This is a genomic window from Fredinandcohnia onubensis (assembly GCF_002734285.1).
Classification (GTDB): Bacteria; Bacillota; Bacilli; order Bacillales; family Bacillaceae_L; genus Ferdinandcohnia; species Ferdinandcohnia onubensis_A.
This window is the reverse complement of the sequence record NZ_NSEA01000011.1, coordinates 111,612-133,335: the sequence shown is the minus strand read 5'-3', so window position 1 is coordinate 133,335 and position 21,724 is coordinate 111,612. Positions and strand designations below refer to the sequence as shown.

Annotated in this window: 24 protein-coding genes; 15 read left to right on the top strand and 9 right to left on the bottom strand. The window is 38.0% G+C overall.

Going from position 1 to position 21,724, the window contains the following annotated elements; all coding sequences use genetic code 11:
* Positions 1-11: 11 nt before the first annotated feature.
* The gene (locus CKJ95_RS12055) at positions 12-209 is read left to right on the top strand and encodes a DNA-binding protein (protein ID WP_099353677.1); all 198 of its coding nucleotides are present in this window, start codon (positions 12-14) and stop codon (positions 207-209) included.
* A gap of 16 nt (positions 210-225) precedes the next feature.
* Here the strand turns inward: CKJ95_RS12055 and CKJ95_RS23360 are convergent, their stop codons facing one another.
* Positions 226-402: a hypothetical protein gene (locus CKJ95_RS23360; protein WP_180271488.1), complete on the bottom strand. Its 177-nt coding sequence runs from the start codon at positions 400-402 to the stop codon at positions 226-228.
* Between the two features lie 143 nt (positions 403-545).
* Here CKJ95_RS23360 and CKJ95_RS12050 point away from each other — a divergent pair, with 143 nt between their 5' ends.
* On the top strand, positions 546-1,901 hold the full coding sequence (locus CKJ95_RS12050; RefSeq protein ID WP_099353676.1) for an MFS transporter: 1,356 nt from the start codon (positions 546-548) through the stop codon (positions 1,899-1,901).
* Positions 1,902-1,994: 93 nt separating this feature from the next.
* Here the strand turns inward: CKJ95_RS12050 and CKJ95_RS23355 are convergent, their stop codons facing one another.
* Together CKJ95_RS23355 and CKJ95_RS12045 are read right to left on the bottom strand one after the other, a co-directional pair.
* A complete protein-coding gene (locus CKJ95_RS23355) occupies positions 1,995-2,159 on the bottom strand; it encodes a hypothetical protein (protein WP_180271487.1) in 165 nt (54 codons plus the stop codon).
* 50 nt (positions 2,160-2,209) lie between these two features.
* Positions 2,210-2,455 (bottom strand): DUF2164 domain-containing protein, encoded by a 246-nt coding sequence (locus tag CKJ95_RS12045; RefSeq protein WP_099353675.1) that lies wholly within the window; start codon positions 2,453-2,455, stop codon positions 2,210-2,212.
* A 35-nt stretch (positions 2,456-2,490) separates the two neighbouring features.
* Here CKJ95_RS12045 and CKJ95_RS12040 point away from each other — a divergent pair, with 35 nt between their 5' ends.
* Complete coding sequence (locus tag CKJ95_RS12040) at positions 2,491-2,919, top strand: hypothetical protein (protein WP_099353674.1); 429 nt, start codon at positions 2,491-2,493, stop codon at positions 2,917-2,919.
* Between the two features lie 48 nt (positions 2,920-2,967).
* Here CKJ95_RS12040 and guaC read toward each other — a convergent pair whose 3' ends face one another.
* The gene (guaC, locus tag CKJ95_RS12035; RefSeq protein WP_099353673.1) at positions 2,968-3,951 is read right to left on the bottom strand and encodes a GMP reductase; all 984 of its coding nucleotides are present in this window, start codon (positions 3,949-3,951) and stop codon (positions 2,968-2,970) included.
* A 166-nt stretch (positions 3,952-4,117) separates the two neighbouring features.
* The gene (locus CKJ95_RS12030; RefSeq protein ID WP_099353672.1) at positions 4,118-4,657 is read right to left on the bottom strand and encodes a helix-turn-helix domain-containing protein; all 540 of its coding nucleotides are present in this window, start codon (positions 4,655-4,657) and stop codon (positions 4,118-4,120) included.
* 241 nt (positions 4,658-4,898) lie between these two features.
* Here CKJ95_RS12030 and CKJ95_RS12025 point away from each other — a divergent pair, with 241 nt between their 5' ends.
* Together CKJ95_RS12025 and CKJ95_RS12020 are read left to right on the top strand one after the other, a co-directional pair.
* The gene (locus CKJ95_RS12025; protein WP_099353671.1) at positions 4,899-5,564 is read left to right on the top strand and encodes an alpha/beta hydrolase; all 666 of its coding nucleotides are present in this window, start codon (positions 4,899-4,901) and stop codon (positions 5,562-5,564) included.
* The gene (locus CKJ95_RS12020; protein WP_099353670.1) at positions 5,554-5,976 is read left to right on the top strand and encodes a DoxX family protein; all 423 of its coding nucleotides are present in this window, start codon (positions 5,554-5,556) and stop codon (positions 5,974-5,976) included. The genes CKJ95_RS12025 and CKJ95_RS12020 overlap by 11 nt, the downstream gene beginning before the upstream one ends.
* A 35-nt stretch (positions 5,977-6,011) precedes the next feature.
* On the opposite strand, the gene CKJ95_RS12015 is transcribed toward CKJ95_RS12020, so the two are convergent.
* The gene (locus CKJ95_RS12015) at positions 6,012-7,088 is read right to left on the bottom strand and encodes a metallophosphoesterase (protein WP_099353669.1); all 1,077 of its coding nucleotides are present in this window, start codon (positions 7,086-7,088) and stop codon (positions 6,012-6,014) included.
* A 368-nt stretch (positions 7,089-7,456) separates the two neighbouring features.
* Between CKJ95_RS12015 and CKJ95_RS12010 the strand changes: the two genes are divergently transcribed.
* The 3 genes from CKJ95_RS12010 (at position 7,457) to panF (ending at position 11,279) form a co-directional block, all read left to right on the top strand.
* Entirely contained in the window at positions 7,457-9,412 is a 1,956-nt protein-coding gene (locus CKJ95_RS12010) for an LTA synthase family protein (protein ID WP_180271486.1), read from the top strand.
* Between the two features lie 122 nt (positions 9,413-9,534).
* Complete coding sequence (locus CKJ95_RS12005; protein ID WP_099353668.1) at positions 9,535-9,822, top strand: YhdT family protein; 288 nt, start codon at positions 9,535-9,537, stop codon at positions 9,820-9,822.
* Positions 9,819-11,279 carry a sodium/pantothenate symporter gene (gene panF / locus CKJ95_RS12000; protein WP_099353667.1) on the top strand — a complete coding sequence of 487 codons (1,461 nt, stop codon included), beginning with the start codon at positions 9,819-9,821 and terminating at the stop codon, positions 11,277-11,279. The genes CKJ95_RS12005 and panF overlap by 4 nt, the downstream gene beginning before the upstream one ends.
* Before the next feature lie 113 nt (positions 11,280-11,392).
* On the opposite strand, the gene CKJ95_RS11995 is transcribed toward panF, so the two are convergent.
* On the bottom strand, positions 11,393-11,833 hold the full coding sequence (locus tag CKJ95_RS11995; RefSeq protein WP_099353666.1) for a cell wall hydrolase: 441 nt from the start codon (positions 11,831-11,833) through the stop codon (positions 11,393-11,395).
* Positions 11,834-12,053: 220 nt separating this feature from the next.
* Here CKJ95_RS11995 and CKJ95_RS11990 point away from each other — a divergent pair, with 220 nt between their 5' ends.
* The 3 genes from CKJ95_RS11990 to CKJ95_RS11980 all read left to right on the top strand — a co-directional run bounded on the left by CKJ95_RS11990 (position 12,054) and on the right by CKJ95_RS11980 (position 14,896).
* The gene (locus CKJ95_RS11990) at positions 12,054-12,542 is read left to right on the top strand and encodes a PH domain-containing protein (protein ID WP_257215780.1); all 489 of its coding nucleotides are present in this window, start codon (positions 12,054-12,056) and stop codon (positions 12,540-12,542) included.
* Positions 12,539-14,143 carry a PH domain-containing protein gene (locus tag CKJ95_RS11985; protein WP_257215779.1) on the top strand — a complete coding sequence of 535 codons (1,605 nt, stop codon included), beginning with the start codon at positions 12,539-12,541 and terminating at the stop codon, positions 14,141-14,143. The genes CKJ95_RS11990 and CKJ95_RS11985 overlap by 4 nt, the downstream gene beginning before the upstream one ends.
* A gap of 99 nt (positions 14,144-14,242) precedes the next feature.
* Complete coding sequence (locus CKJ95_RS11980) at positions 14,243-14,896, top strand: SDR family oxidoreductase (protein WP_099353664.1); 654 nt, start codon at positions 14,243-14,245, stop codon at positions 14,894-14,896.
* A 37-nt stretch (positions 14,897-14,933) separates the two neighbouring features.
* Here CKJ95_RS11980 and CKJ95_RS11975 read toward each other — a convergent pair whose 3' ends face one another.
* Positions 14,934-15,917, bottom strand: a complete 984-nt coding sequence (locus CKJ95_RS11975; protein WP_099353663.1) for a Gfo/Idh/MocA family protein — start codon at positions 15,915-15,917, stop codon at positions 14,934-14,936.
* 117 nt (positions 15,918-16,034) lie between these two features.
* On the opposite strand from CKJ95_RS11975, the gene CKJ95_RS11970 reads away from it, so the two are divergent.
* The 4 genes from CKJ95_RS11970 (at position 16,035) to CKJ95_RS11955 (ending at position 20,089) form a co-directional block, all read left to right on the top strand.
* Positions 16,035-17,336, top strand: coding sequence for a purine/pyrimidine permease (locus tag CKJ95_RS11970; RefSeq protein ID WP_099353861.1), 1,302 nt, complete (start codon positions 16,035-16,037; stop codon positions 17,334-17,336).
* Between the two features lie 109 nt (positions 17,337-17,445).
* On the top strand, positions 17,446-18,249 hold the full coding sequence (locus CKJ95_RS11965; protein ID WP_099353662.1) for an ABC transporter permease: 804 nt from the start codon (positions 17,446-17,448) through the stop codon (positions 18,247-18,249).
* A 3-nt stretch (positions 18,250-18,252) separates the two neighbouring features.
* Positions 18,253-19,062 carry an ABC transporter permease gene (locus CKJ95_RS11960; protein WP_099353661.1) on the top strand — a complete coding sequence of 270 codons (810 nt, stop codon included), beginning with the start codon at positions 18,253-18,255 and terminating at the stop codon, positions 19,060-19,062.
* A gap of 19 nt (positions 19,063-19,081) precedes the next feature.
* A complete protein-coding gene (locus CKJ95_RS11955; RefSeq protein ID WP_099353660.1) occupies positions 19,082-20,089 on the top strand; it encodes an ABC transporter ATP-binding protein in 1,008 nt (335 codons plus the stop codon).
* Between the two features lie 209 nt (positions 20,090-20,298).
* Here CKJ95_RS11955 and CKJ95_RS11950 read toward each other — a convergent pair whose 3' ends face one another.
* Positions 20,299-21,660: a YjiH family protein gene (locus tag CKJ95_RS11950; protein WP_099353659.1), complete on the bottom strand. Its 1,362-nt coding sequence runs from the start codon at positions 21,658-21,660 to the stop codon at positions 20,299-20,301.
* Between the last annotated feature and the right edge of the window lie 64 nt (positions 21,661-21,724).

Below are 21,724 nucleotides of genomic sequence, written 5' to 3'. Positions count from 1 at the left end.
GGAGGGTTCTTTTGTCCGAAATTTATGAGTTAAAATTAAGTAAACCAGCATTACGTGCTTTGCATGCAGAGGGGTATGTCATGCTAGAGCAGTTCACAAAACTTACTGAGAGAGAAGTATTGGCATTACATGGTGTGGGTCCGAATGCCATTAGGGAGCTTCGATCAGCCCTAGGGGATAAGGGACTTGCTTTTAAAACAGAAGAGTAAAGTAGAATCACGAGGGTTATTCCCCGCGATTTTCATGTTCTGCACTTTGTTTCGTTTGATTGTACATGTAACGAATCATCTTCATCGTTTTACTTCCTTGAATCATGATGATAATCGTATAGATTGTTGTTAAAATCACTCCAAGAATCGCAATATAAAACAATGTTGTGATTTTGGTTGCTCTACTAATCATATCAAACCTCCAATTAGTTTAGTCTATTTGTAGCTTTTACGACTTGGATGAGATTATCCGTTTTTCATTGAGTTATAGTTCAACCTTCCAAAATGTTTGTGTGATACACTACTAGTAGCAATTGGCTAAAAGGGGAATTCAGAATGTCTGAAACTATAAAAAAACCAACATTCGTAATCATTGCAATCGCATTGGGTGTGATTTTAAATCCGCTCAATACCACGATGATTACGGTTGCCTTACCTTCGATTCAACATGATTTCTCGCTTTCTTCAAAGGATATTTCGTGGTTGATCGCCTCATACTTCATTGTAAGCGCAATTTTTTTACCAATCATCGGAAGACTCAGTGACCATTATGGAAGGAAAAAGATCTTTCTCATCGGATTATTGCTCGTTTTACTATCATCTGTTTTAGCTCCTTTGTCACAAAATATGATGACATTACTAGGCATGAGATTGATTCAAGCCATAGGTACATCTGCCCTTTATCCTGCAGGGATTGGAATGGTCCGCTTGTATATAAAACAAAATCAAAATCGGGTAATCGGAACATTGGCGGTGTTCGCAACAACATCTGCTGCGTTTGGACCAACCATTAGTGGACTGCTCATTCAATATGGGGGCTGGCCGGTTATTTTTTATGTGAATCTTCCAGTCATTTTCTTGTCGGCATTATTAACCGTGTTCTATATTCCAAAAGACGATCCCACTAAGGGGACCAGTTTTAAATGGGATGTCATTGGGATGCTGTTATTTAGTGCATTCATCACAAGTTGGATGGTCTTTTTGCTTTCATTGGAAAGTGGATTTAATATAGGATTCTTCGTCCTCTCACTAGGATTATCTGTTCTTTTTTATACATACGAAAAAAAGAAGGCTGACCCGTTGATCAATGTTGTATTTTTGAGGAAAAATCCGACTATTAGTGTTGTTTACGCACAGTACATTCTATCAACACTGATATTTTTTTCGATCTTGTTATTCACTCCAACTTATTTACAGGAAGTGATTGGTTTAGGCTCGGAATATACAGGATTGATGATGTTGGCGCTATCTGTATGTGCAATGATCACAACGCCAATTGCAACAAGATGGGCAGAAAGAACGGGGTATCGAATTCCATTGCTCGTTGGGGCGGCAGTGGGCATTGTAGGAGTAGGATTCCTGTTTACGACTACAAAAAATTCCTCATTGCTTTGGATAATCATCGTATTAGCATTGTTTGGAATCAGTAATGGACTGATGAACATCAGCCTCCAAAACCTATTGTATAGTTTTATCAGCGTTGCTCAAACGGGAATCGCCTCAGGTCTCTTAATGACCTCAAGGTTTATCGGGAATATTCTAGCCTCGAGCATATACGGTGTTGTGTTTGCCGTTGGATTACATGATAGTAGTAAAAATTCAATGACAATCGCTTTATTGGCCGTTTCGCTGGTTATCATACCTGGAATGCTTTACGTAACGAATCAAAAAATAAAGACGGAACAGTGGTAAAGGAAAAGCCATCATGCAGCAGGTGCATGATGGCTTGTTTTTGTGTTGCAAAATAATACCAGGTTAAGAAGGATTCTCTCTTTTTTTCACGAACTATTCAGTAAGGCTTTTTTTCAATTCTAAGAATGCTTCAACTGAGTCATCAAGCAGCCTTTCTCGATTCTTATCTTCGTTGACATCCGTATCAACTTCCATCTCAGATTTTAAAATGCCATATGTATCATTTGGATCAAAAACGTTTTGTTTGTCTTTTGGCATTTGCTTTTCACCCCTTACAGGTAGTGTAGGCAATCGAGTGAAAATATACTCTATCTTCTTATTGGTCGTTCAAGTGTTAAAATTTCGTCGTCAAGGGAGGCGAATTGTTGATCCACCACTGCTTTTACGTCATGTACTGCAGCATTGTAAATATGTGGTGCCAGTTTTTCTTTGACAAAATGTAAGACCTGTTCTGCCGCAAACTCGCTGATTTCTTCATCTCTTTCTAGCGAGAAATAGGCTTGTATGTCCGAAATCATCATTTGCTGTTGTTCTTTCGAAAGCTTAATAAACAATCAAAACACTCCTATTCTATAAAGGTGCAAGCATGATGAAATTAAAAACAATTTTAATTATAGTACCACTGCTTATTGTTTTACTATACAGTTTTACATACGTTCCTCACAAGATATTTGATATCAATCCCGATGATGTTTCAAAAATACATATTGCAGATGGAAATTCAGGATACAGAATGGATATTACATCCGAACAAGAAATCAGCCACATTATTACGAATCTAAATGAAGTGACCTTTAAAAAAGGAAAACTTTCGGCCGGCTATATGGGATATCGTTTTGACACAACGATTTACGATACGAAAGGCGAGCCCATGAAGGAATTGATCATAAATTCAAGTGACACCATTAGGTATAAAGGGTTCTTTTATACATCTACAGGTCAGCAGCTTGAATACGAGTTCATCGACGAGCTTGTTGAAAAATCAGTGAGTAAACAAGAAAATCAAAACCAAGACTAAGCCGTAAAAAGATAAAGGATGAGCTGCAATAGCTCATCCTTTTTAAAATTAGTAGATTCGGTCACCATTAAAGATTGAGTTCTTAACGATCACATAATCAACGTGGCGGATGGAATCTAGTTTCGTTCCTCCAGCATAAGAAATAGAGGACTGAAGGTCTTGTTCCATTTCTTTTAGTGTATCTTTTAATGAGCCTTTGTGCTCAACATAGATTTTCTTTCCTTCAACATTCTTCTTTTCACCTTTTTGGAACTCAGAAGCTGAACCGAAGTATTCCTTAACTAGCTTACCTTCGACTTCTGTTGTTTCACCTGGTGACTCTTCGTGTCCTGCGAAAAGGGAACCGATCATGACCATTTTTGCACCGAAGCGAATTGATTTTGCGATATCACCATGCGTACGGATACCACCGTCAGCAATGATTGGCTTAGTTGCAGCCTTTGCACACCAACGAAGTGCAGCTAGCTGCCAACCGCCAGTTCCAAAACCAGTTTTAATTTTAGTGATACACACTTTACCAGGCCCAATTCCAACCTTTGTAGCATCAGCTCCAGCATTTTCTAGTTCTCTTACTGCTTCTGGAGTACCAACGTTACCAGCGATCACGAAGCTTTTTGGTAAATGTGCTTTTATATGTTTAATCATTTCAATCACTGAATTCGAATGACCATGTGCAATGTCAATTGTAATAAATTCAGGTACAAGATTACCTTCAGCAAGTTGTTCAACGAAAGTGTATTCCTCAGGCTTCACTCCAACACTGATAGAAGCGATTAAACCGCGAGATTGCATATCCTTAATAAAATCGACACGTTTTTCTGGATTGAAACGGTGCATGATATAGAAATAGCCATTTTCAGCTAAAAATAATGCGATGTTCTCATCTATAATGGTCTGCATGTTTGCAGGGACAACCGGTAGTTTAAATGTGTGGCCACCAAATTCAACTGTTGTGTCACACTCTGAACGACTGTTAACAATACATTTTGCAGGGATTAACTGAATATCTTCATAATCAAATACATTTTCCATTTAAAAAACACTCCTAAAACCGAATATTATTTTCTTGGTTGTTCAATAATGTTCGTACATTAGATAATTTACATGATTTTTAAACCGTTGTCAAAGCTTTTTTAGTATTGGCCTACGAACTAACGAATAACCATGAAAAAAAGCCTGCGTTGTACGCAAGCTTGTACTATAAAATATCATTCAATTCTGAATCAGAATAAACGGAGATTAAGATTACAGCCTTCGTATCTCCAATGTTTTTTACGAAATGCGGGACGCTTGCATTCCAGCTAAAAGAATCTCCCTCTTCAACAATAACGGAATCTTCCCCTTGTTCAGCAAGAATCTTTCCTTGTAAGACCAAATGGCATTCTTCCCCTTCATGGGCGTTCGGCTCTCCCATTGATGCACCAGGTGGACATTCGACAATCATCATACGAAGCCCGCCTTTAGAGGTGAGGTGTTCTACTTTTAAATTGTTAAAGGAGGTAGTCGTTCTATCATCCTTACGAACAACACGCATATGTTCTTTCTTTTCTAATAATAAGTAGGGAAGTGGAATTTCAAGAAAATCTGCGATTGTTTTTAGTGTATTAATGGATGGAGACGTATTATTGTTTTCAACATTACTAATAAAACCTTTAGATAGACCAGTGCCTTCACACATTTGGGCGATTGTGATTTTTTTTCGATTTCGTATCGCACGAATTTTTGTACCAATATCCATAGCTTTACCTCACATGTTTTCTAGTATGAAACTTTCTTTAATAGTAGCAAAAAAAATGTTGACAAGCTACTAGGTTCCTTGTTATCTTATAAACAACAAATATTCATATTAGAAAACAAAACCTGGATAGGTTTTTCTTTTTGTCCGATAGTTTCCTAATAATAATATTTTATCTCTATGTAAATACTGCGCTGTGAGGAACTTTTTAATAAGTAAATAACATAAAGGAGAGGGAAATTACTTGAATTCACCATTTACCTATGAACTGCGCCATCCTTCAACAATTGATCCCGATAAAAAATATCCTGCTCTATTTTTAATGCATGGTATGGGGAGCAATGAACAAGATCTTCTTTCGTTAGTAAGAGGGTTGGAGGATACTTTTTATATATATAGTATTCGTGGGCCATTAACACAGCCACCAGGTTATGCATTCTTTACAATTGAGGGTTATGGCAAGCCGCACAGAGAGGTATTCGACCAAAGCATTGGTCAACTTACAAATTTTCTTGATTATGCATCGCAGTATTATCCAATTGATCAAGAAAGGATCTATTTACTAGGATTTAGCCAAGGAGCAATAGTTTCGATGACTCTAGGGCTTGCCTTAGGTGATCGTATTAAGGGCATTGTTGCATTAAGTGGGTATATTCCTGCCTTCGTTAAAGAGGATTATGATATACAGCCCGTCGACAACCTTTCAATCTTCATTTCACATGGGGAACATGATCCTGTGCTTCCATTTGAATGGGGAGTTGAGAGCAAGGAGTTTTTTGAAAGGCAAGGGGCAAATGTAAGTTTTCATTCTTATCCAGAAGGACATACCGTTTCATTACAAAATTATCGTGATTTAAACGAATGGATTACATTCAATCTAAAAAATGGGGGAAATACAAATGGAAAATAAATTTGAATTAGGTCAATTAATTATAAGAGTTGTTTTAGGTATTACGTTTTTTATTCATGGGCTAGATAAGTTTCAAGGTGGAGTTGAAAATACTGCGGGCTGGTTTGAAAGCATAGGAATTCCTGGTGTTGTGGCTTATGGTGTAGCAGTTGTTGAACTTGTTGGAGGAATTATGTTAGTCCTAGGCTTATTTAGTCGGATTGTTTCTATTCTTTTTGCGGTAGTAATGGTTGGGGCCATTGTGAAAGTAAAACTTGCAATAGGGTTCCTTGGTAACGGTCAGATGGCAGGTTATGAATTAGACTTAGCGTTTCTTGCGATGGCTGTGATGCTTGCGATAACTGGTTCTAAGGCATTTGCTCTTGACCAACTTATTGGCAAAGGGAAAGAGAATACTACATCAGTAAACTAATTAATAAAGCATTACCTCCTGTGAGGTAATGCTTTTTAATCAAATTTCACATTGATTATGACAACTTCTGATCTTGTTCCAAGTCGGAGTGGAGGGCCCCATGTGCCGAATCCAGACGACACAACTGAGTGTAAATCTCCTTTTTTCAACAAGCCGTAGTCATTTTCATAAAGCCTGTTGGTAATCAGGTTTCCGGGAAACACTTGACCTCGATGGGTATGGCCTGACAGAATTAAGTCGATTCCGTTTTCCATAGCTGCATCAAGGTCATTAGGTTGATGGTCTAACATAATCATCGGTTTTGATTGTTCAAGAGTCGCAACAAGCTCGTTTAATTCAGCTCGATTTTCATCTGTATTATCATTTCTTCCTATTAAATAGATACCATTTTCGATCATGGTAACTTCATCTGTTAAAACCTCGATTCCGAGCTTTTCCATTTCTTCGACAATTTTCTTATCGTCATTTCCATAATAGTCATGATTTCCAAGTGTTGCGTAAACTCCAAGTGGAGCCTTGATTTCCTTTAAGGTTTTACCCATATTTTCCTTTAAAAATGGTTCGATATGATCGTCGATTAGATCACCTGGGATTAACACGATATCAGGACTAGTTTCTTCTATTAAATGGACAAATTTTTTAAGGTGGTTTTCACCAACGATACTACCAAGGTGAAAATCTGATGCCATTAAAATTTTCAAATGATCCCGTTCGGTATTTTTGTTAATTGAGACTTCATAGGTTCTCTCAACAGGACTCCAAGCATAGTAGGTCCCGAAACCCAAAATTAGGACATACACAAAGAGAACTCCAAAGCCAATAATACGAATACCTTTCTTTTTAAATAGAAAAAATAATAGAATTGCAATTGGCAATAGGAAGAGACCATATCCTGTTAGTGTTAGCCAATAATAACCAATTGTTTGTAAAACTGAAGAGGAAGTTGCGAACCCAGCAAATATAGATAATGATAAAACGACGATGACTACTATATATGTTTTTTTATAGCGGAATGAGAAGGATTTGTTAAGCCAGACCCAGCCCATATACCCAAAAAACAAACACATTCCGACATAAAACAACATAAATATTATAACTGCAAATATAAACATAGTCCCAATAGCCCTTTCTAATGAAGTAAGTTCCTTTTATAATAGTATAATTGAGAACTACGCCTTCGTCTTTTGATTTGCTTGAAAAAGCCAGTCATATTTAGAAAGGATGTAACGTATCATTTTATTGTTTGTGAAAAATGTGTACAGGCAAGAATGTAAGGGGATACAGAAGTTGCAAGAAAATTTCGGGGTTTTTCAGGACTCTTGACTTTTTAAAGAAACGTAGTAAAGTAAGTGAATGTACCGCAAATGTAAATTTTATTACGTATGTTAATAATTTGTTCATATTTTCTTGATAGAATGGTTTTTGAGTTTTCCTAGAAGAAATATTAATTTTTTTGTTTAAATTGAAGGTAGGTGCAATCATGAAAAAGAACATTCTAAAACGTGGTCAAAATATCTTCACTAGCTTTTTTGGCTTTTATTTATTAGCAGTGTTATTTCTATGGATGAAAACATATATTTCACAATCAACTGAATTTAATTTAAGTATTGATAATTCATTACAGACGTTTCTATTACTATTAAATCCACTTGGATCGGCTTTATTTTTCTTAGGTTTTTCATTTTTGGGCAAAGGGAAGAAGAGATATAGAAGACTTCTTATTATCTATTTTCTAATGTCATTCCTTTTATACGCAAATATTATGTATTACCGATTCTTTAGTGACTTTATTACATTGCCAACATTGTTCCAAACACAAAACTTTGGTGATGTAAGTGGAAGTATTACTTCACTTTTAAAACCATATGATTTCTTGTTCTTTGTTGACTTCTTTGTATTAGTAGCACTTGTGATCTTTAAAGTCATCAAGGTTGAAACGACAACAAGCTTGAGAGGAATAAAGGTGGCTGCATTATTCGCGTTTGCGATTTTGATTTCAGCTATAAACCTTTCTCTTGCAGAGGCTGATCGTCCACAGCTGTTAACACGTGGATTTGACCGCCACTATATTGTGAAATATCTAGGTATGTACAACTATACAATTTATGATGCTGTTCAAAGTACAAAAGCTTCAACGCAAAGAGCGTTAGCAGACAGTAATGACAGTATTGAAGTGATTAACTATACGAAAGCAAATTATGCAGAACCAAATCCGGAGTATTTTGGAGTAGGTAAAGGGATGAATGTTATCTATGTTCATCTTGAATCCATTCAAACCTTCTTAATTGATTACAAGTTACATGGGGAAGAAGTAACACCTTTCCTTAACTCATTAACTAAAGAAGAAAATACCATGTATTTTGATAATTTCTTCCATCAGACAGCACAAGGTAAGACTGCTGATGCGGAGTTTATTCTTGAGAACTCATTGTATGGTCTTCCACAGGGTTCAGCTTTTACAACTAAAGGCATGAACACATATCAAGCGGCACCAGCCATTCTTGGTCAGCAAGGCTATACGTCAGCAGTGTTCCACGGTAACTCAGGAAGCTTCTGGAACCGTAATGAAATTTATAAGTCATTTGGCTATAATCACTTCTTTGATTCAAGCTTTTATCAAATGAATCCAGAAGATCTTGCTGAATATGGACTTATGGATAAGCCATTTTATGAGCAGTCTGCGGATTTACTAGATACATTACCGCAGCCATTTTATTCAAAATTTATTACAGTAACGCATCACTATCCGTACAAGATTAGTGAAGAGGATGCAACCATTGCTCCTCATACAACAGGTGATCGTTCTGTTGATGGTTATTTCCAAACTGCACGTTATGCAGATGAAGCTTTAAAGCAATTCTTCAATGATTTAAAAGAAAAAGGATTATACGATAATTCGATAATCATTATGTATGGTGACCACTATGGTATTTCTGAAAACCATAATAAAGCCATGAAGCAAGTCTTAGATAAAGAAGAAATTACTGCATTTGATAATGCTTCCCTTCAACGGGTACCATTGTTTATCCGTGTTCCAGGAATGGAAGGTGGGGTAAACCATCAATATGGTGGTCAAATTGACCTTCTTCCAACACTTCTACACTTGCTTGGAATTGATACAAAAGAGTATGTTCAATTCGGAACGGATTTATTATCACAACAACATGATCAAGTTGTACCATTCCGTAATGGTGATTTCGTAAGTCCAACTATTTCATCAGTCGATGGTAAGTTTTATGATTCTACGACTGGAGTTGAGATTGCCGAGAATCAATTAGACACTGCTAAGAAACTTCAAGACATCGTTGAAGAAAAGTTAGGAACTTCTGATAAAGTTGTAAATGGTGACTTGTTACGTTTTTATACTCCACCAGGATTTGAACCGGTTGATCGTTCAGATTACAATTATTTAATTGATGAGGAATCAGCTGAATAATAAGTAAAAGCTACCTAAGGTTCGTTCTTAGGTAGCTTTTTTGATGGCAAGATTGGAATTTGGGGCAGTATAGAGGATATGAGACTATGTCAATGTTTTGATAATTGTAAGGAGAAGTCGTGATGAATAAGAGTAAACATTCAGGTGACCGTAGATACAAGGTTGCCAAAAAAGAGGCAATTCTTGGGATAGCACTAGCGGTTATTAACTTCCTATGGTGGTTTGGCTTTGCATATGGCTTAGGGTCTAAGCCAGTAGAAGAGTATACATATATTTGGGGTTTACCTAGCTGGTTTTTTTTCAGTTGTGTGGTTGGGTTTCTAGTTGTTGTTATGTTAGTCATCATTCTTGTAAAAAAGGTATTTAAAGAGGTACCGTTTGATGATAACGAGGGGGGTGACTCCTTATGAATTGGGAAGTATTGATACCTTTTATCGCTTTATTAGTGATTATTTTTATTGTTGGCATATATGCTGCAGGACGTTTAAAGGAGAGTGCAGGGTTTCTCCAAGATTATTTTCTGGGGAGCCGGGAGCTAGGTGGATTTGTTCTTGCAATGACAATGGTTGCTACCTACGGGAGTGCCAGTAGCTTTATTGGTGGACCTGGTGCTGCATACACAATGGGGCTTGGATGGGTACTGTTAGCCATGATTCAAGTAGTTACCGGTTATTTTGTTCTTGCGGTTTTAGGGAAAAAATTTGCGATTGTTGCACGAAAAATACATGCTGTTACTCTCATCGACTTTTTAAAAGAGCGCTACAATTCGAAGTGGGTAGTTTTGCTATCAGCAGGCAGTATCATAATCTTTTTGTTTGCGTCAATGTCCGCCCAATGGGTAGGTGGGGGAAGATTAATTGAATCGTTAACAGGTTTGTCCTATACGAGTTCATTGTTCATTTTTGCTTTTTCCATTTTAATTTATGTCACGATTGGTGGATTTAGAGCTGTAGCTTTAACAGAGACGATACAAGGAGTCATCATGTTTATTGGAACCTTAATCATCCTAATAGGAACAATTATCGCTGGCGGTGGTGTACCAGCGATAATGAAAGAACTTATATCCGATAATCCAAATCTCGTATCACCGTTTGGGCCTGATGGCTCGCTGACTCCCTTATATTTATCATCATTTTGGATTCTTGTAGGGATTGGAGTTGTTGGATTGCCACAAATTGCGGTCCGAGCTATGTCATACAGGCATTCAAAGGCAATGCATCAAGCGATGGTTATAGGAACAGTCGTTGTCGGATTTATTATGCTTGGGATGCATCTATCAGGGGTATTTGCAAGAGCAATTATTCCTGGGATTGAAGTTCCTGATACGGTTATGCCATTGCTTGCAATGGAGGTATTACCGCCCTGGTTAGCTGGAGTTGTTCTTTCTGCACCGATGGCAGCGATTATGTCTACCGTTAATTCCTTGTTATTAATCGTTGGTTCTTCGATTGTGAAGGATATTTATCTGAATTACATACAACCAGATGCATCGGATTTAACAGTTAAAAGACTAAGTATGTCGGTCACCGGGCTGATAGGTATTCTTGTCTTTTTATTAGCAATCAATCCTCCTGATTTACTCATTTGGTTGAATTTGTTTGCGTTTGGAGGTCTTGAAGCTGCGTTTATTTGGCCGGTTGTACTCGGATTATATTGGAGAAGAGGAAATAAATACGGAGCCATTTCTTCTATTCTCGTAGGGGTAGGAAGCTATATTCTAATCCATACAATCTCACCAGAGCCATTTGGTATGCATTCAGTTGTACTGCCAGTGCTTTTCTCACTCATTGCGTATATTGGTGTGAGCTTACTGGTGAAGGAAAAAGACCTCGAACATTTACGAAATATGGATGCGAAATTTTATTAATCGACAAGTGCCTGTACTTGTCGATTTTTCTATGATGGCCGAATGCTGTTCAATATGATACGATCTATTTTTTTAAAAGTTACACAATAAAAAAACCCCCATATAAATGGGGGTTAACGACGATAAACACTCTCACATGAACCTGCCTGTGGTTCGTAGTAACAATGGTCTTTGAATTGTCCTGCAAATGGTTGACCGTACCATGTAGGTGGACACGGAGCATATGGATTAAAATACCAAAGAGAATACTTTGAAGGATGCTCGCGCCAAAAGGTTAAGGTTTGCCTAGCCAATTTTCTTTCAACCTCTCTTGCTGGGTTATAGAACAGATTCCCCTTTTGTACCGCTTCAAAGGAATAATTTCCACCTTGTACTTGATAAATCACGTCCCTTATTGTTCGTACATCTTTAAAATCTAAACAATCCGCTACAGCTCGATTGACTATGACGTTTCCAACCATGAGCATGCCTTGTCTGCCTTCACCTTCAGCTTCTGCTCTCATCATCCTTGCTACTAAATCAACGTCCTTGTCTGTATGTTTTACTCTTGCCATTTTCCATCACCTCTACAAAAATTGTATGAAAACAGCATCAAAAGATGTCGGTTTTCAATAAATTTAAACCCAATTTTCCAAACTGATACCCATTGGTCACCAAGGATGAGCTATTTTTGTTTATTGATCAAACTTCTATAAAAATAGGAAATAATGAAACTTTATTGCTATAGTTATCGTAAATATGTCTAATACGATTTATCATAAGGAGCTGCTGGAAGTGAGTGATGTAAAATTAGAAAAGCAATTATCCCCTGCTTTTCCAAAAATACGACTATTATCCGAATCGATTACGAATATCATCGGATTTTTGGTGCTGGGATTATTGTTTTGGTTAAATCATTATTTTTCCTGGCCTACTTGGGCGTTTTGGATCTTAATTGCTCTGCTTGTGTTTACAATTCTCGGAACGATTTGGTCATTTATTGAACCCCAATTACTTTATCGGAACTGGAGCTATCACTATGATGATGAATATCTTCAAATGAGTTATGGATTTTTAACGAAAGAATGGGTGACTGTCCCCATGACTAAAATTCAGTCGGTGTCGACAAGCCAGGGCCCCATTTTAAAAAAGTATCATGCACGTTCCATTAAAATTGAAACTATGGGCTCATCTCATACAATACCTGCTTTGGAAGAGGGTATTGCCCTTGAATTAAGAGAGAGATTAGCAGATTATGCAAAGTTAAAGGAAGTAGATGAATGATGAGATATCATCCACTCAGTACGGGTTTTAAGATCTATCAATTAATAAAGAGTAACTTCATCTTTATGCTACTTTTATTTGTCATTCAAAGAGATTCAGAGTCTTGGTACTTTGTGTATGGAAGGTATGCGTTTTTGGTCTTTGTGTTCTTGCGCTTGCTTTACATAGTGGCTAGTTGGTTTGTGGAAAAATATGAGTGGAAAGACCGTACATTTCATATTCATAAAGGGCTTCTTGTGAAGCGTACAAGCACGATTCCTTTTTCCAGAATTCAAAACGTAACTCGAAAAACCACCCTCTTTCATAAAATCGTGGGACTAACATCTCTAACATTTGAAACGGCAATGGACGGGGAGGACGATTCCATCCATTTCGACGTACTGTCAAAAAAACATGCCGATTTTTTAATTGACCTCGTTCAGCCTAGTCAGCAACAGGCGCGGACACTAAAACTTGAAAATGTAGAGTCAATTCATGAAATTCATGTATCAGATTATGCAGATGAAGAGTCAGAAAATAATCATGATGAGAACGTACAGGGATCTATAGAAAATGAAAAGCAGGATTTTCTGGAAAAAAGACGCCATGTTCATTTCACGCCAGAAAAGATGGATTTGTGGAAGGCTAGTTTTACATCCCTAAGCTTCCTCGCTATTATTCCAATTATATTTGCCGCGCTGGATACGTTAAGACCGTTCTTACCTGATACCGATCAGCTAGAAGGAGTACTTCAGGTCTTGCTTGCAAGTAAATGGCTGTTTGTTATTATCCTGATTTTTGCCATCATTATTGCTGTTACATTTGGTGTGGCTCGAACATTTATCCGGTATGGTAGATATGAAATTTCTTCAGATACACGATATATCTACATAGATCGAGGGGTACTTGATGAAAGTTATTTTGCGATTGAAAAAAAGAAAATTCAGGGTCTAGAAATAAAGCAAACGATGATGAAGCGAATATTTGGGTTAGCGGAAGTAAAATTAATCAGCTCTGCCAATCCAAATAAAGGTGATGAATCCATCAATGTGAATTCACTTTACCCATTTTTGCCTCTCCAAAAAGCATATGAATTAATTGAAGAATTGCTACCAATCTATCAGGTGAAAACAAGAAAATTACAAAGGTTACCACGCAAATCGTTGTGGGTTAAATTGCTGAAACCAAGCTGGTTATGGCTTTTAGTAACAATTGGTTTATTTTACTTTAAACCTGAGCTTTTTGGGCTCGAACAAATCTGGTGGATCCTGTCTGTTGTCTTCCTATGCGTCATTGTCTTGCAGAGGTTTCTAGATTATCATCATACGAGATATGCCGTGAATGAGACCCAGGTACAATGGTGGCATGGTGGACTAACCAGTCGCATGTTTATAACGAAACGGAGGCATTTGATTGAAATGTCTTACTCTCAATCGAAATTACAAAGCCTTTTCCAAGTTGCCTCGATTACAACGATGAATCGTTCAACTCCGACACATATTGAGACTATTGATGATATCCCATTACCATTTGCTCAAGCATTTGAAAAATGGTATTTGGAGCGTTGGGAAGATGTCGACCTTGTTGGAGAACATAATAGCAATCCAACGGTACCTAAATAATCTGAGGAACCGTCCATAGTAATCATAAGCCCTATCATTTGCTATCTATTTCCTAACTTGTAATAATAAAGGAAATGGAAAAGAAAGGGGCTAGATTTGATGAAAGTTTGTGTAGTCGGTGCTAATGGTCAAATAGGAAAACAAGTGGTGGAGCTTCTAAAGGAAAGTAGTGAGCATACACCCATTGCGATGGTGCGTAAACAAGAGCAGGTAGCCCATTTTGAGAACTTAGGTGTCGAAACTGTTTTAGCAAATATTGCAGATAATGTTGATAAAATAGCAGAAGCCATTACAGGCTTGGATGCGATTGTGTTTACCGCAGGCTCAGGTGGACATACAGGTCCTGATCAAACGTTGCTAATCGACCTTGATGGTGCGGTGAAAACTGTTGAAGCTGCAGAAAAGACAGGCGTTAAGCGCTTTGTGATGGTAAGTGCATTAGGTGCGAATCAACGTGAAAAATGGAATGAGGCAATTCGTCCATACTATGTAGCAAAACACTATGCCGATCGAATTCTTGAACAAAGTGATTTAACGTATACAATTGTTCGACCTGGTGGCTTGTTGAATGAAGAAGGCACTGGGAAGGTTGCGATTGGGGAGAATTTGACAAGAAATACAATCCCTCGCGCGGATGTAGCAAAAGTGATTGTAGCTTCCTTATCTGAGGAAAATACATATTATCAATCATTTGATCTTGTAAGTGGAGAAATTCCAATCGTAGATGCATTGAAAAATGTAAAAGGTGATTAAAAGAGACGCTTGCGACGGTTCGGTCGCAAGCGTTTTTTTACCTGTCAGCAGGAAATTCTAACCCGATTTGCTTGCGGGCTTCGTCTAATATTTCCATAACTGCAATCGAGTTTTGATACGTGTTTACGGTTGATTCTAAGGAACCATTTTTAATCAGGTCAATAAATTCTTTGGTTTCATAATACATGGTGTGGTGCTCCGGGAGGTTAGAGATATCTTCAACTCGACCGTCCCGATAGCGGATTTCTACCTTTTCAGGTTCTGAAATTTTATCGATTAGAATACTGCCCTTTTCACCTTGTATTTCTGAAGGAATGTATGAGTTCGTGATCTTTGAAAACATCATCGTACCTTCCATGTCCTTGTAATGGGCAAGAATACCGCCTTCACCATCGACACCCGAATCAAGCATAAGCCCACTTGCTTTGATTGAATCGGGCTTACCGAATAATTGCACCATGGGATAAACACAATACACACCAATATCCATTAATGAACCATTTGAAAATTCCGGTTTAAAGGCATTCAATACCGTACCCTCCTTATATGCATCATAGCGGGATGAATATTGGCAATAGCTTGCAAAATAACGACGAACCGGTCCGATTTTATGTAAGTTCTCCCGAATGCTTGAATAGGAAGGGAGAAAACCTGACTTGAGCGCCTCCATTAACAGCACTTTATTTTCTTTCGCTGCCTGAATCATTTCCATAAGCTCTCTCGTGTTTGAGGCAATTGGCTTTTCACAAAGAACATGTTTTCCATGTTTCAGTAGACTAATTGCATGAGAGGCGTGAAAGGATGTGGGGCTAGCTATGTACACAGCATCTACTACATCTGATTGCGCCATTTCCTCAATCGAAGTAAAGGTATAAGGTGCATGGTGTTTATGAGCAAATTCCTTTGCGCGCTCATCCGTTCGTGAATAAACTGCGGTTAATGAAAAATCCTCAATTGCATTTGCTGCTTCTAAAAATGAATCTGTAATCCAGTTAGTTCCGATAACTCCAAAACGAATCATAAATTTTTTTCCTCCAAAAGTAAAGCGTATATACTCATTATATCAAACATGCAAATTTATAAAAAAGTGATAAAATGGGAGAGCATACATAATAGGATAGGGATAGGGATGAGAAATTTGAAAGTTTTTTTTAGTTCATTACAATGGCTAGCCTTTATCATTGCTAGTTCCATCGTCGCACCAATCGCGATTGCAGCTCTATACGGAATGAACCCAGTCGAGACAGCGAGCTTTGTCCAAAGGACCTTCCTCGTATTGGGATTATCCTGTTTAATACAAGTTTATTTTGGACACCGTTTGCCAATAAATGAAGGACCTGCTGGCTTATGGTGGGGCGTGTTCATTATCTATGCAGGCTTGGGTCCGACATTATATGGTTCAGGTGAAGAAACACTTCGGGCGATTGAAGCTGGTATTTTGGTGAGCGGGGTTCTTTTTATGCTCTTAAGTATCTTTGGCATTATTGATCGACTGTCGAAATTATTTACGCCAGTTGTAACAGGCACTTATTTAATTTTACTTTCTCTACAATTAAGCGGTTCCTTTATAAATGGCATTTTCGGTGTTGGTTACCGTGGCTCAGAAACGGTTAACTTAAAAATCGCTGGTATTTGTTTATTTATTATACTATTTACCTTTGTTTTTGCCGAAAAAGGACCTCGTGCGCTAAGACAATACTCCGTTTTAATCAGCTTGGCCCTTGGTTGGATTATTTTCGCTGTGCTTGGATTAATTGAACCAACCAAAGTTACGTCGGACAAATGGATAGAGGTACCTGAGATCTTTCCTTTCGGACAACCAATTTTTGATAGTGGCATGATTACGACTTCGATTCTCGTGACACTATTGCTATTAACCAACCTTATAGCTAGTGTAAAGGTCGTTGAACAAGTGCTTCAATCACAAAACATAACATTAGAAAAAACAAGATTTCGTCCGGCAGGTTTTATGGCAGGAATTAACCAAATGTTAGCTGGACTCTTCTCTGCGGTTGCACCTGTTCCGATATCAGGGGCTGCGGGATTTATTGCCACTACGAAAATTAATACTAGACTCCCATTCATTGTTGGAAGTTTCATCTTGGTCGGTATTAGTTTCCTTCCGAAAGTGATGAACTTCGTTTCAGGCTTGCCCGCGCCAGTGGGGTATGCAACGGTTTTTATCATTTTCGCTAACCTTATGCTACCGTCTTTAGCGATGTTTGAAAATCTTGAAAACAAAGATAAATCCAGACTGATCATCGTTTTTTCGTTATTCGTTGGGGTAGGGGCGATGTTTGTTCCTTCAGAGGCGTTTACGGATGTACCGCCTATTTTAACTTCAATCTTGAATAATGGTCTCGTCCTTGGAACGGTTGTAGCCGTCCTGATTGAACAAACCGTTTCAAGACTTGGTTCTAAAAAGAGAGAAAGAGTCTAGTCGGAAGTAGTAGAATTATGCTACTATAAAGAAAAATCTGTTAAAAGTAAGGAATCTCGTTCATACCTTACTTTTAACTTGTGTTTCATAGTTTACTAGAGGTGAATGAATGGATACGGTAAAAATGTATACGGCTTTTACGAAGAAAGCCTTTATGAGATCAGCTGCCTATCGTTTTGACGTGTGGACAAGGCTGGTTTCAAATATCATCTTTTTGTTAATGTGGATGTCAATTTGGTATGCACTTTATGCTGGCAAAGAAGAGGCTAGTGGAATCTCCCTAACGGCAATGCTTACATATGTTGTTGTCAGTCAGTTTTTAACGGCAGTCAATGGTGCTGGAACACCACTGTGGGAACTGCAAGAAAAGGTTCGAACAGGAGACATAGCACTCGAACTTATGCGGCCATTTGATGTACCGTTACGTTATTTATTTGCTGACTTTGGTAGTGTAGCTTTTTATATGCTGACTGCGCTTGTCCCTTTATATGTTCTATTGTTTTTCTTTGTTGATTTAAGCATGCCAACATCGTGGATGACGTGGATTTTATTTATTATTTCAGGGTTTTTAGGGTTTTTAATACGATACTGTATTGAGCTGACATTTGGATTATTTACATTTTGGCTTATTGAAACAGGTGGAATAGAGGATATCTTCTATTTTTCTGTATCCCTTTTATCGGGTTCGGTCATTCCATTGTGGTTTTTCCCGAGTTGGTTGCAAACGTTTGCAATGTATTTACCATTTCAAGGAATTTATTTTATTCCAAATGCCATTTTTATCGAAGAAATTAGTGGCAAAGATGTGATTATTTCAATTGGGATTCAGTTGTTTTGGGTAGCTGTGTCCTATGCAATCCTCCGTTTTGTTTGGCGTAAAGCATCAAACAAAGTGATTGTGCAGGGAGGGTGAAGGATGACAAAGATTATTGAATATGTTCGTTTGTATTTCCGACTAGTCGGAGCGGGAGTGCGTGCCCAAATGCAGTATCGTTTTGCATTCATCATGCGAATTGTTGGTATGGTCGCAGCCTACACAGGAACCGCTGTAACGATGTGGATCATGCTCTATCAATTTAAAGAACTTGGAAAGTGGAACTTTTACGAGTTGTTATTTCTATTCGCGTTAGCTGTTCTATCATGGGGATTCTGTATCATTCTCTTTTTCCATTTTAGAAGTTTAGATACGTATATAGTGAACGGGACCTTTGACCGTTTTCTCGTTCGTCCAATCAATCCATTTTTTCATTTTATGGCGATGAAATTTGATATTGGAGCTGCCGGTCAATTTATTTTTAGTATTCTTGTATTTATATGGGTAAGCAATGCTCTTGATATTTATTGGCAATTTGGAAAAGTCCTCTTTTTACTTGGGGCGATCATCGGTGGGATATTAGTTCAAGGTGGACTGCTTGTATTCATTTCAGCTATTGCCTTCTGGACTACGAAGTCAGAGCGCTTTTACTGGGTTGTGATGTACCCTGCTCGAAATTTAACGAACTATCCACTTGCTATCTATCCTAAGATTGTTCAATGGGTAACGGCATTTGTTGTTCCTTTTGGGTTTGTAAATTACTTCCCAGCAGCGGTTATATTAGATAAGGACACACCGTATTTTCCTTCCTATATCGGATATTTTACACCGCTTGTGGGTATCGTGTTTTTTGTCATTGCATATTATGTTTGGATGTTCGGCTTAAGTCGATATAAGAGTGCGGGATCGTGATTAAAGGGGGGATTGTGTCTTGGCCATAATTGAAGTAGAACATTTAAACAAAGAATTTAAAATTGCAAAAAGAGAAACAGGTTTTGTAGGGGCCTTAAAAAGTGTCATAAACCGCCAGTTTGTCACGAAAGAAGCGGTAAAAGATATTTCCTTTTCCATCGAAAAAGGGGAAATGGTTGGATATATTGGACCAAATGGAGCAGGTAAATCAACTACGATCAAAATGCTTACAGGTATTCTTGTTCCATCAAACGGCTCCATTATTGTAAACGGGATTGTACCGTATGAGAATCGTAAAGAAAATGCGAAAAACATTGGTGTTGTGTTTGGTCAACGGACGCAGCTCTGGTGGGACCTCCCTACAATAGAATCATTTGAATTATTAAAGGAAATATACCGCGTTTCTGATGCGCGTTATAAAGAGAACATGAACACATTTTCAGATATTCTTGGCTTAGGCGAGTTTTTGAACACGCCTGTTCGGCAGCTATCGTTAGGTCAACGCATGAGAGCGGATATCGCAGCATCCCTTTTACATGATCCTGAAATTTTATTTTTAGATGAACCAACGATTGGATTGGATGTTGTTGCGAAAGAGAAAATGCGAGAATTTATACAGGAAATTAATAAACTTCGCGATGTGACGGTGATCTTAACGACTCATGACATGGAGGATATTGAAAGGCTTTGTAAACGAATGATTTTAATTGACCATGGGCAAAAGGTTTATGACGGTGATATAGCAGCAGTTAAATCTCGCTTCGGAAAAATGCGGACGTTGATCGTTGATGTTGAAGAAAATGGTGTCGATTTACATGTTTCCAACGGGGAGCTCATGAAAGAAGAAGGGAACCGTAAGTGGATTCGTTTCAACCGTGATGACTTTTCCGCCTCAGACGTAATTTCGCAAATTACGCAAACCCATAATATTACTGATTTAACAGTGGAAGAGCCAGAAATTGAGTCAATCATCAGTCGAATTTATCAAGAAGGATTCACGAAGGAAGAAGTTCCTGTGAAAGTCTAGAAGATGTAGGAGAGACGCTTAAATAGTGTCACTAATTTTGTAATACTGTCACTATCCCAGAAATACTGTCACTATCCCAGAAATACTGTCACTATCCCAGAAATACTGTCACTAACACAAAAATACTGTCACTAAAATCAAAATACTGTCACTAACATTCACAAGGCACAAAAAAGCCCCGAATCAGCTTCGGGGCTTAAATTATTCACTTAAAAAAATAAATACGCCATTCCAACAATAATTGGTAAGGTAATAAACGTACGCAGTAAGAAAATCAACACTAAGTCTAAGAAAGAAACCGGTAATTTTGAACCAAGTAGCAATCCACCAACCTCTGACATGTAGATTAACTGAGTGATGGATACTCCCGCTATCACAAAACGTGTCAAATCATTTGATATGTCTGCGCCAATAATGGCCGGTAAGAACATATCTGCAAATCCAATGACCATTGTTTGGGCTGCTGCAGCCGCTTCTGGGACCTGAAGTAGTGAAAGAATCGGTACAAATGGAGCCCCTAAATAGGTGAAGAACGGCGTGAACTCCGCAATAATAAGTGCGATTGTTCCGATTGCCATTACGACTGGAACAACGCCCAGCCACATATCTAACACGTTTTGAACTCCGCCTTTTAACACTTTTGAAAAGTCTCCACTTTTTCTCGCTTGAATGACCGCTTGCTCCAAACCCCACTGAAAACGACCTACATTCGCAGGGATGTTTTCGTCCGCTTTTTGTGTAGTGCCTTCATAATACGTATCCGACTTCCTTGATAATGGCGGGATTCTTGGCATGATGATTGCCGCAACCAAGCCTGCAAGTAAGATTGTGAAATAAAACGGTACAAACATATGCTCTAAACGCATTTGGGCTAAAATAACGACTGTAAACGTGATGGAAACAACAGAGAATGTTGTTCCAATGATAGCTGCTTCCCTTTTTGTATAATAGCCTTCTTCGTATTGTTTATTGGTAAGGAGGACCCCAACGGTACCATCACCTAACCATGAAGCGATGGCGTCAACAGATGAACGTCCAGGTAATCTGAAAAGGGGACGCATCACCTTTGTTAACAATGCTCCAAATAGCTCTAATAAGCCAAAATCAAGTAACAATGGTAAAAAGAGTCCTGCAAATAAAAATACGGAAAATAAGACTGGAATCAAATCAAATAGCAAAGTTCCACCAGTTGTATCCGACCAAATTGCGGATGGACCAACCTTGTATAACGTCATAATAGCGAAAATCGTTCCAAGAATTCGTGCAATCACCCATACAGGAGATACATAGAAGAGTCCAGATAAGAAGGGAGATTTTGTAATGAATGATGGTTTAAAGACAACTGTCAACATAGAAATAATTCCAGTGATTGTAATCAATGTTGTCATAATATAAGGTATTGAACCACCTAATAAATTTTGAACAATGCCCGCCAAAATCGCAACAGGGATCGTGAAAGAATCTTTGTATTGGAACGGTACAATAAATAAAATAATACCGATTAAAGAAGGGATTAGAAATCTTAAATATTCAGTTATTGCTGGTTTTTCTTGTTGTTTTTGGATTGCCATGTTGTTTCACCTCAAATACTATTCGAAAAAAAGTCACAATGATTACTTTATAACAATTTGCATA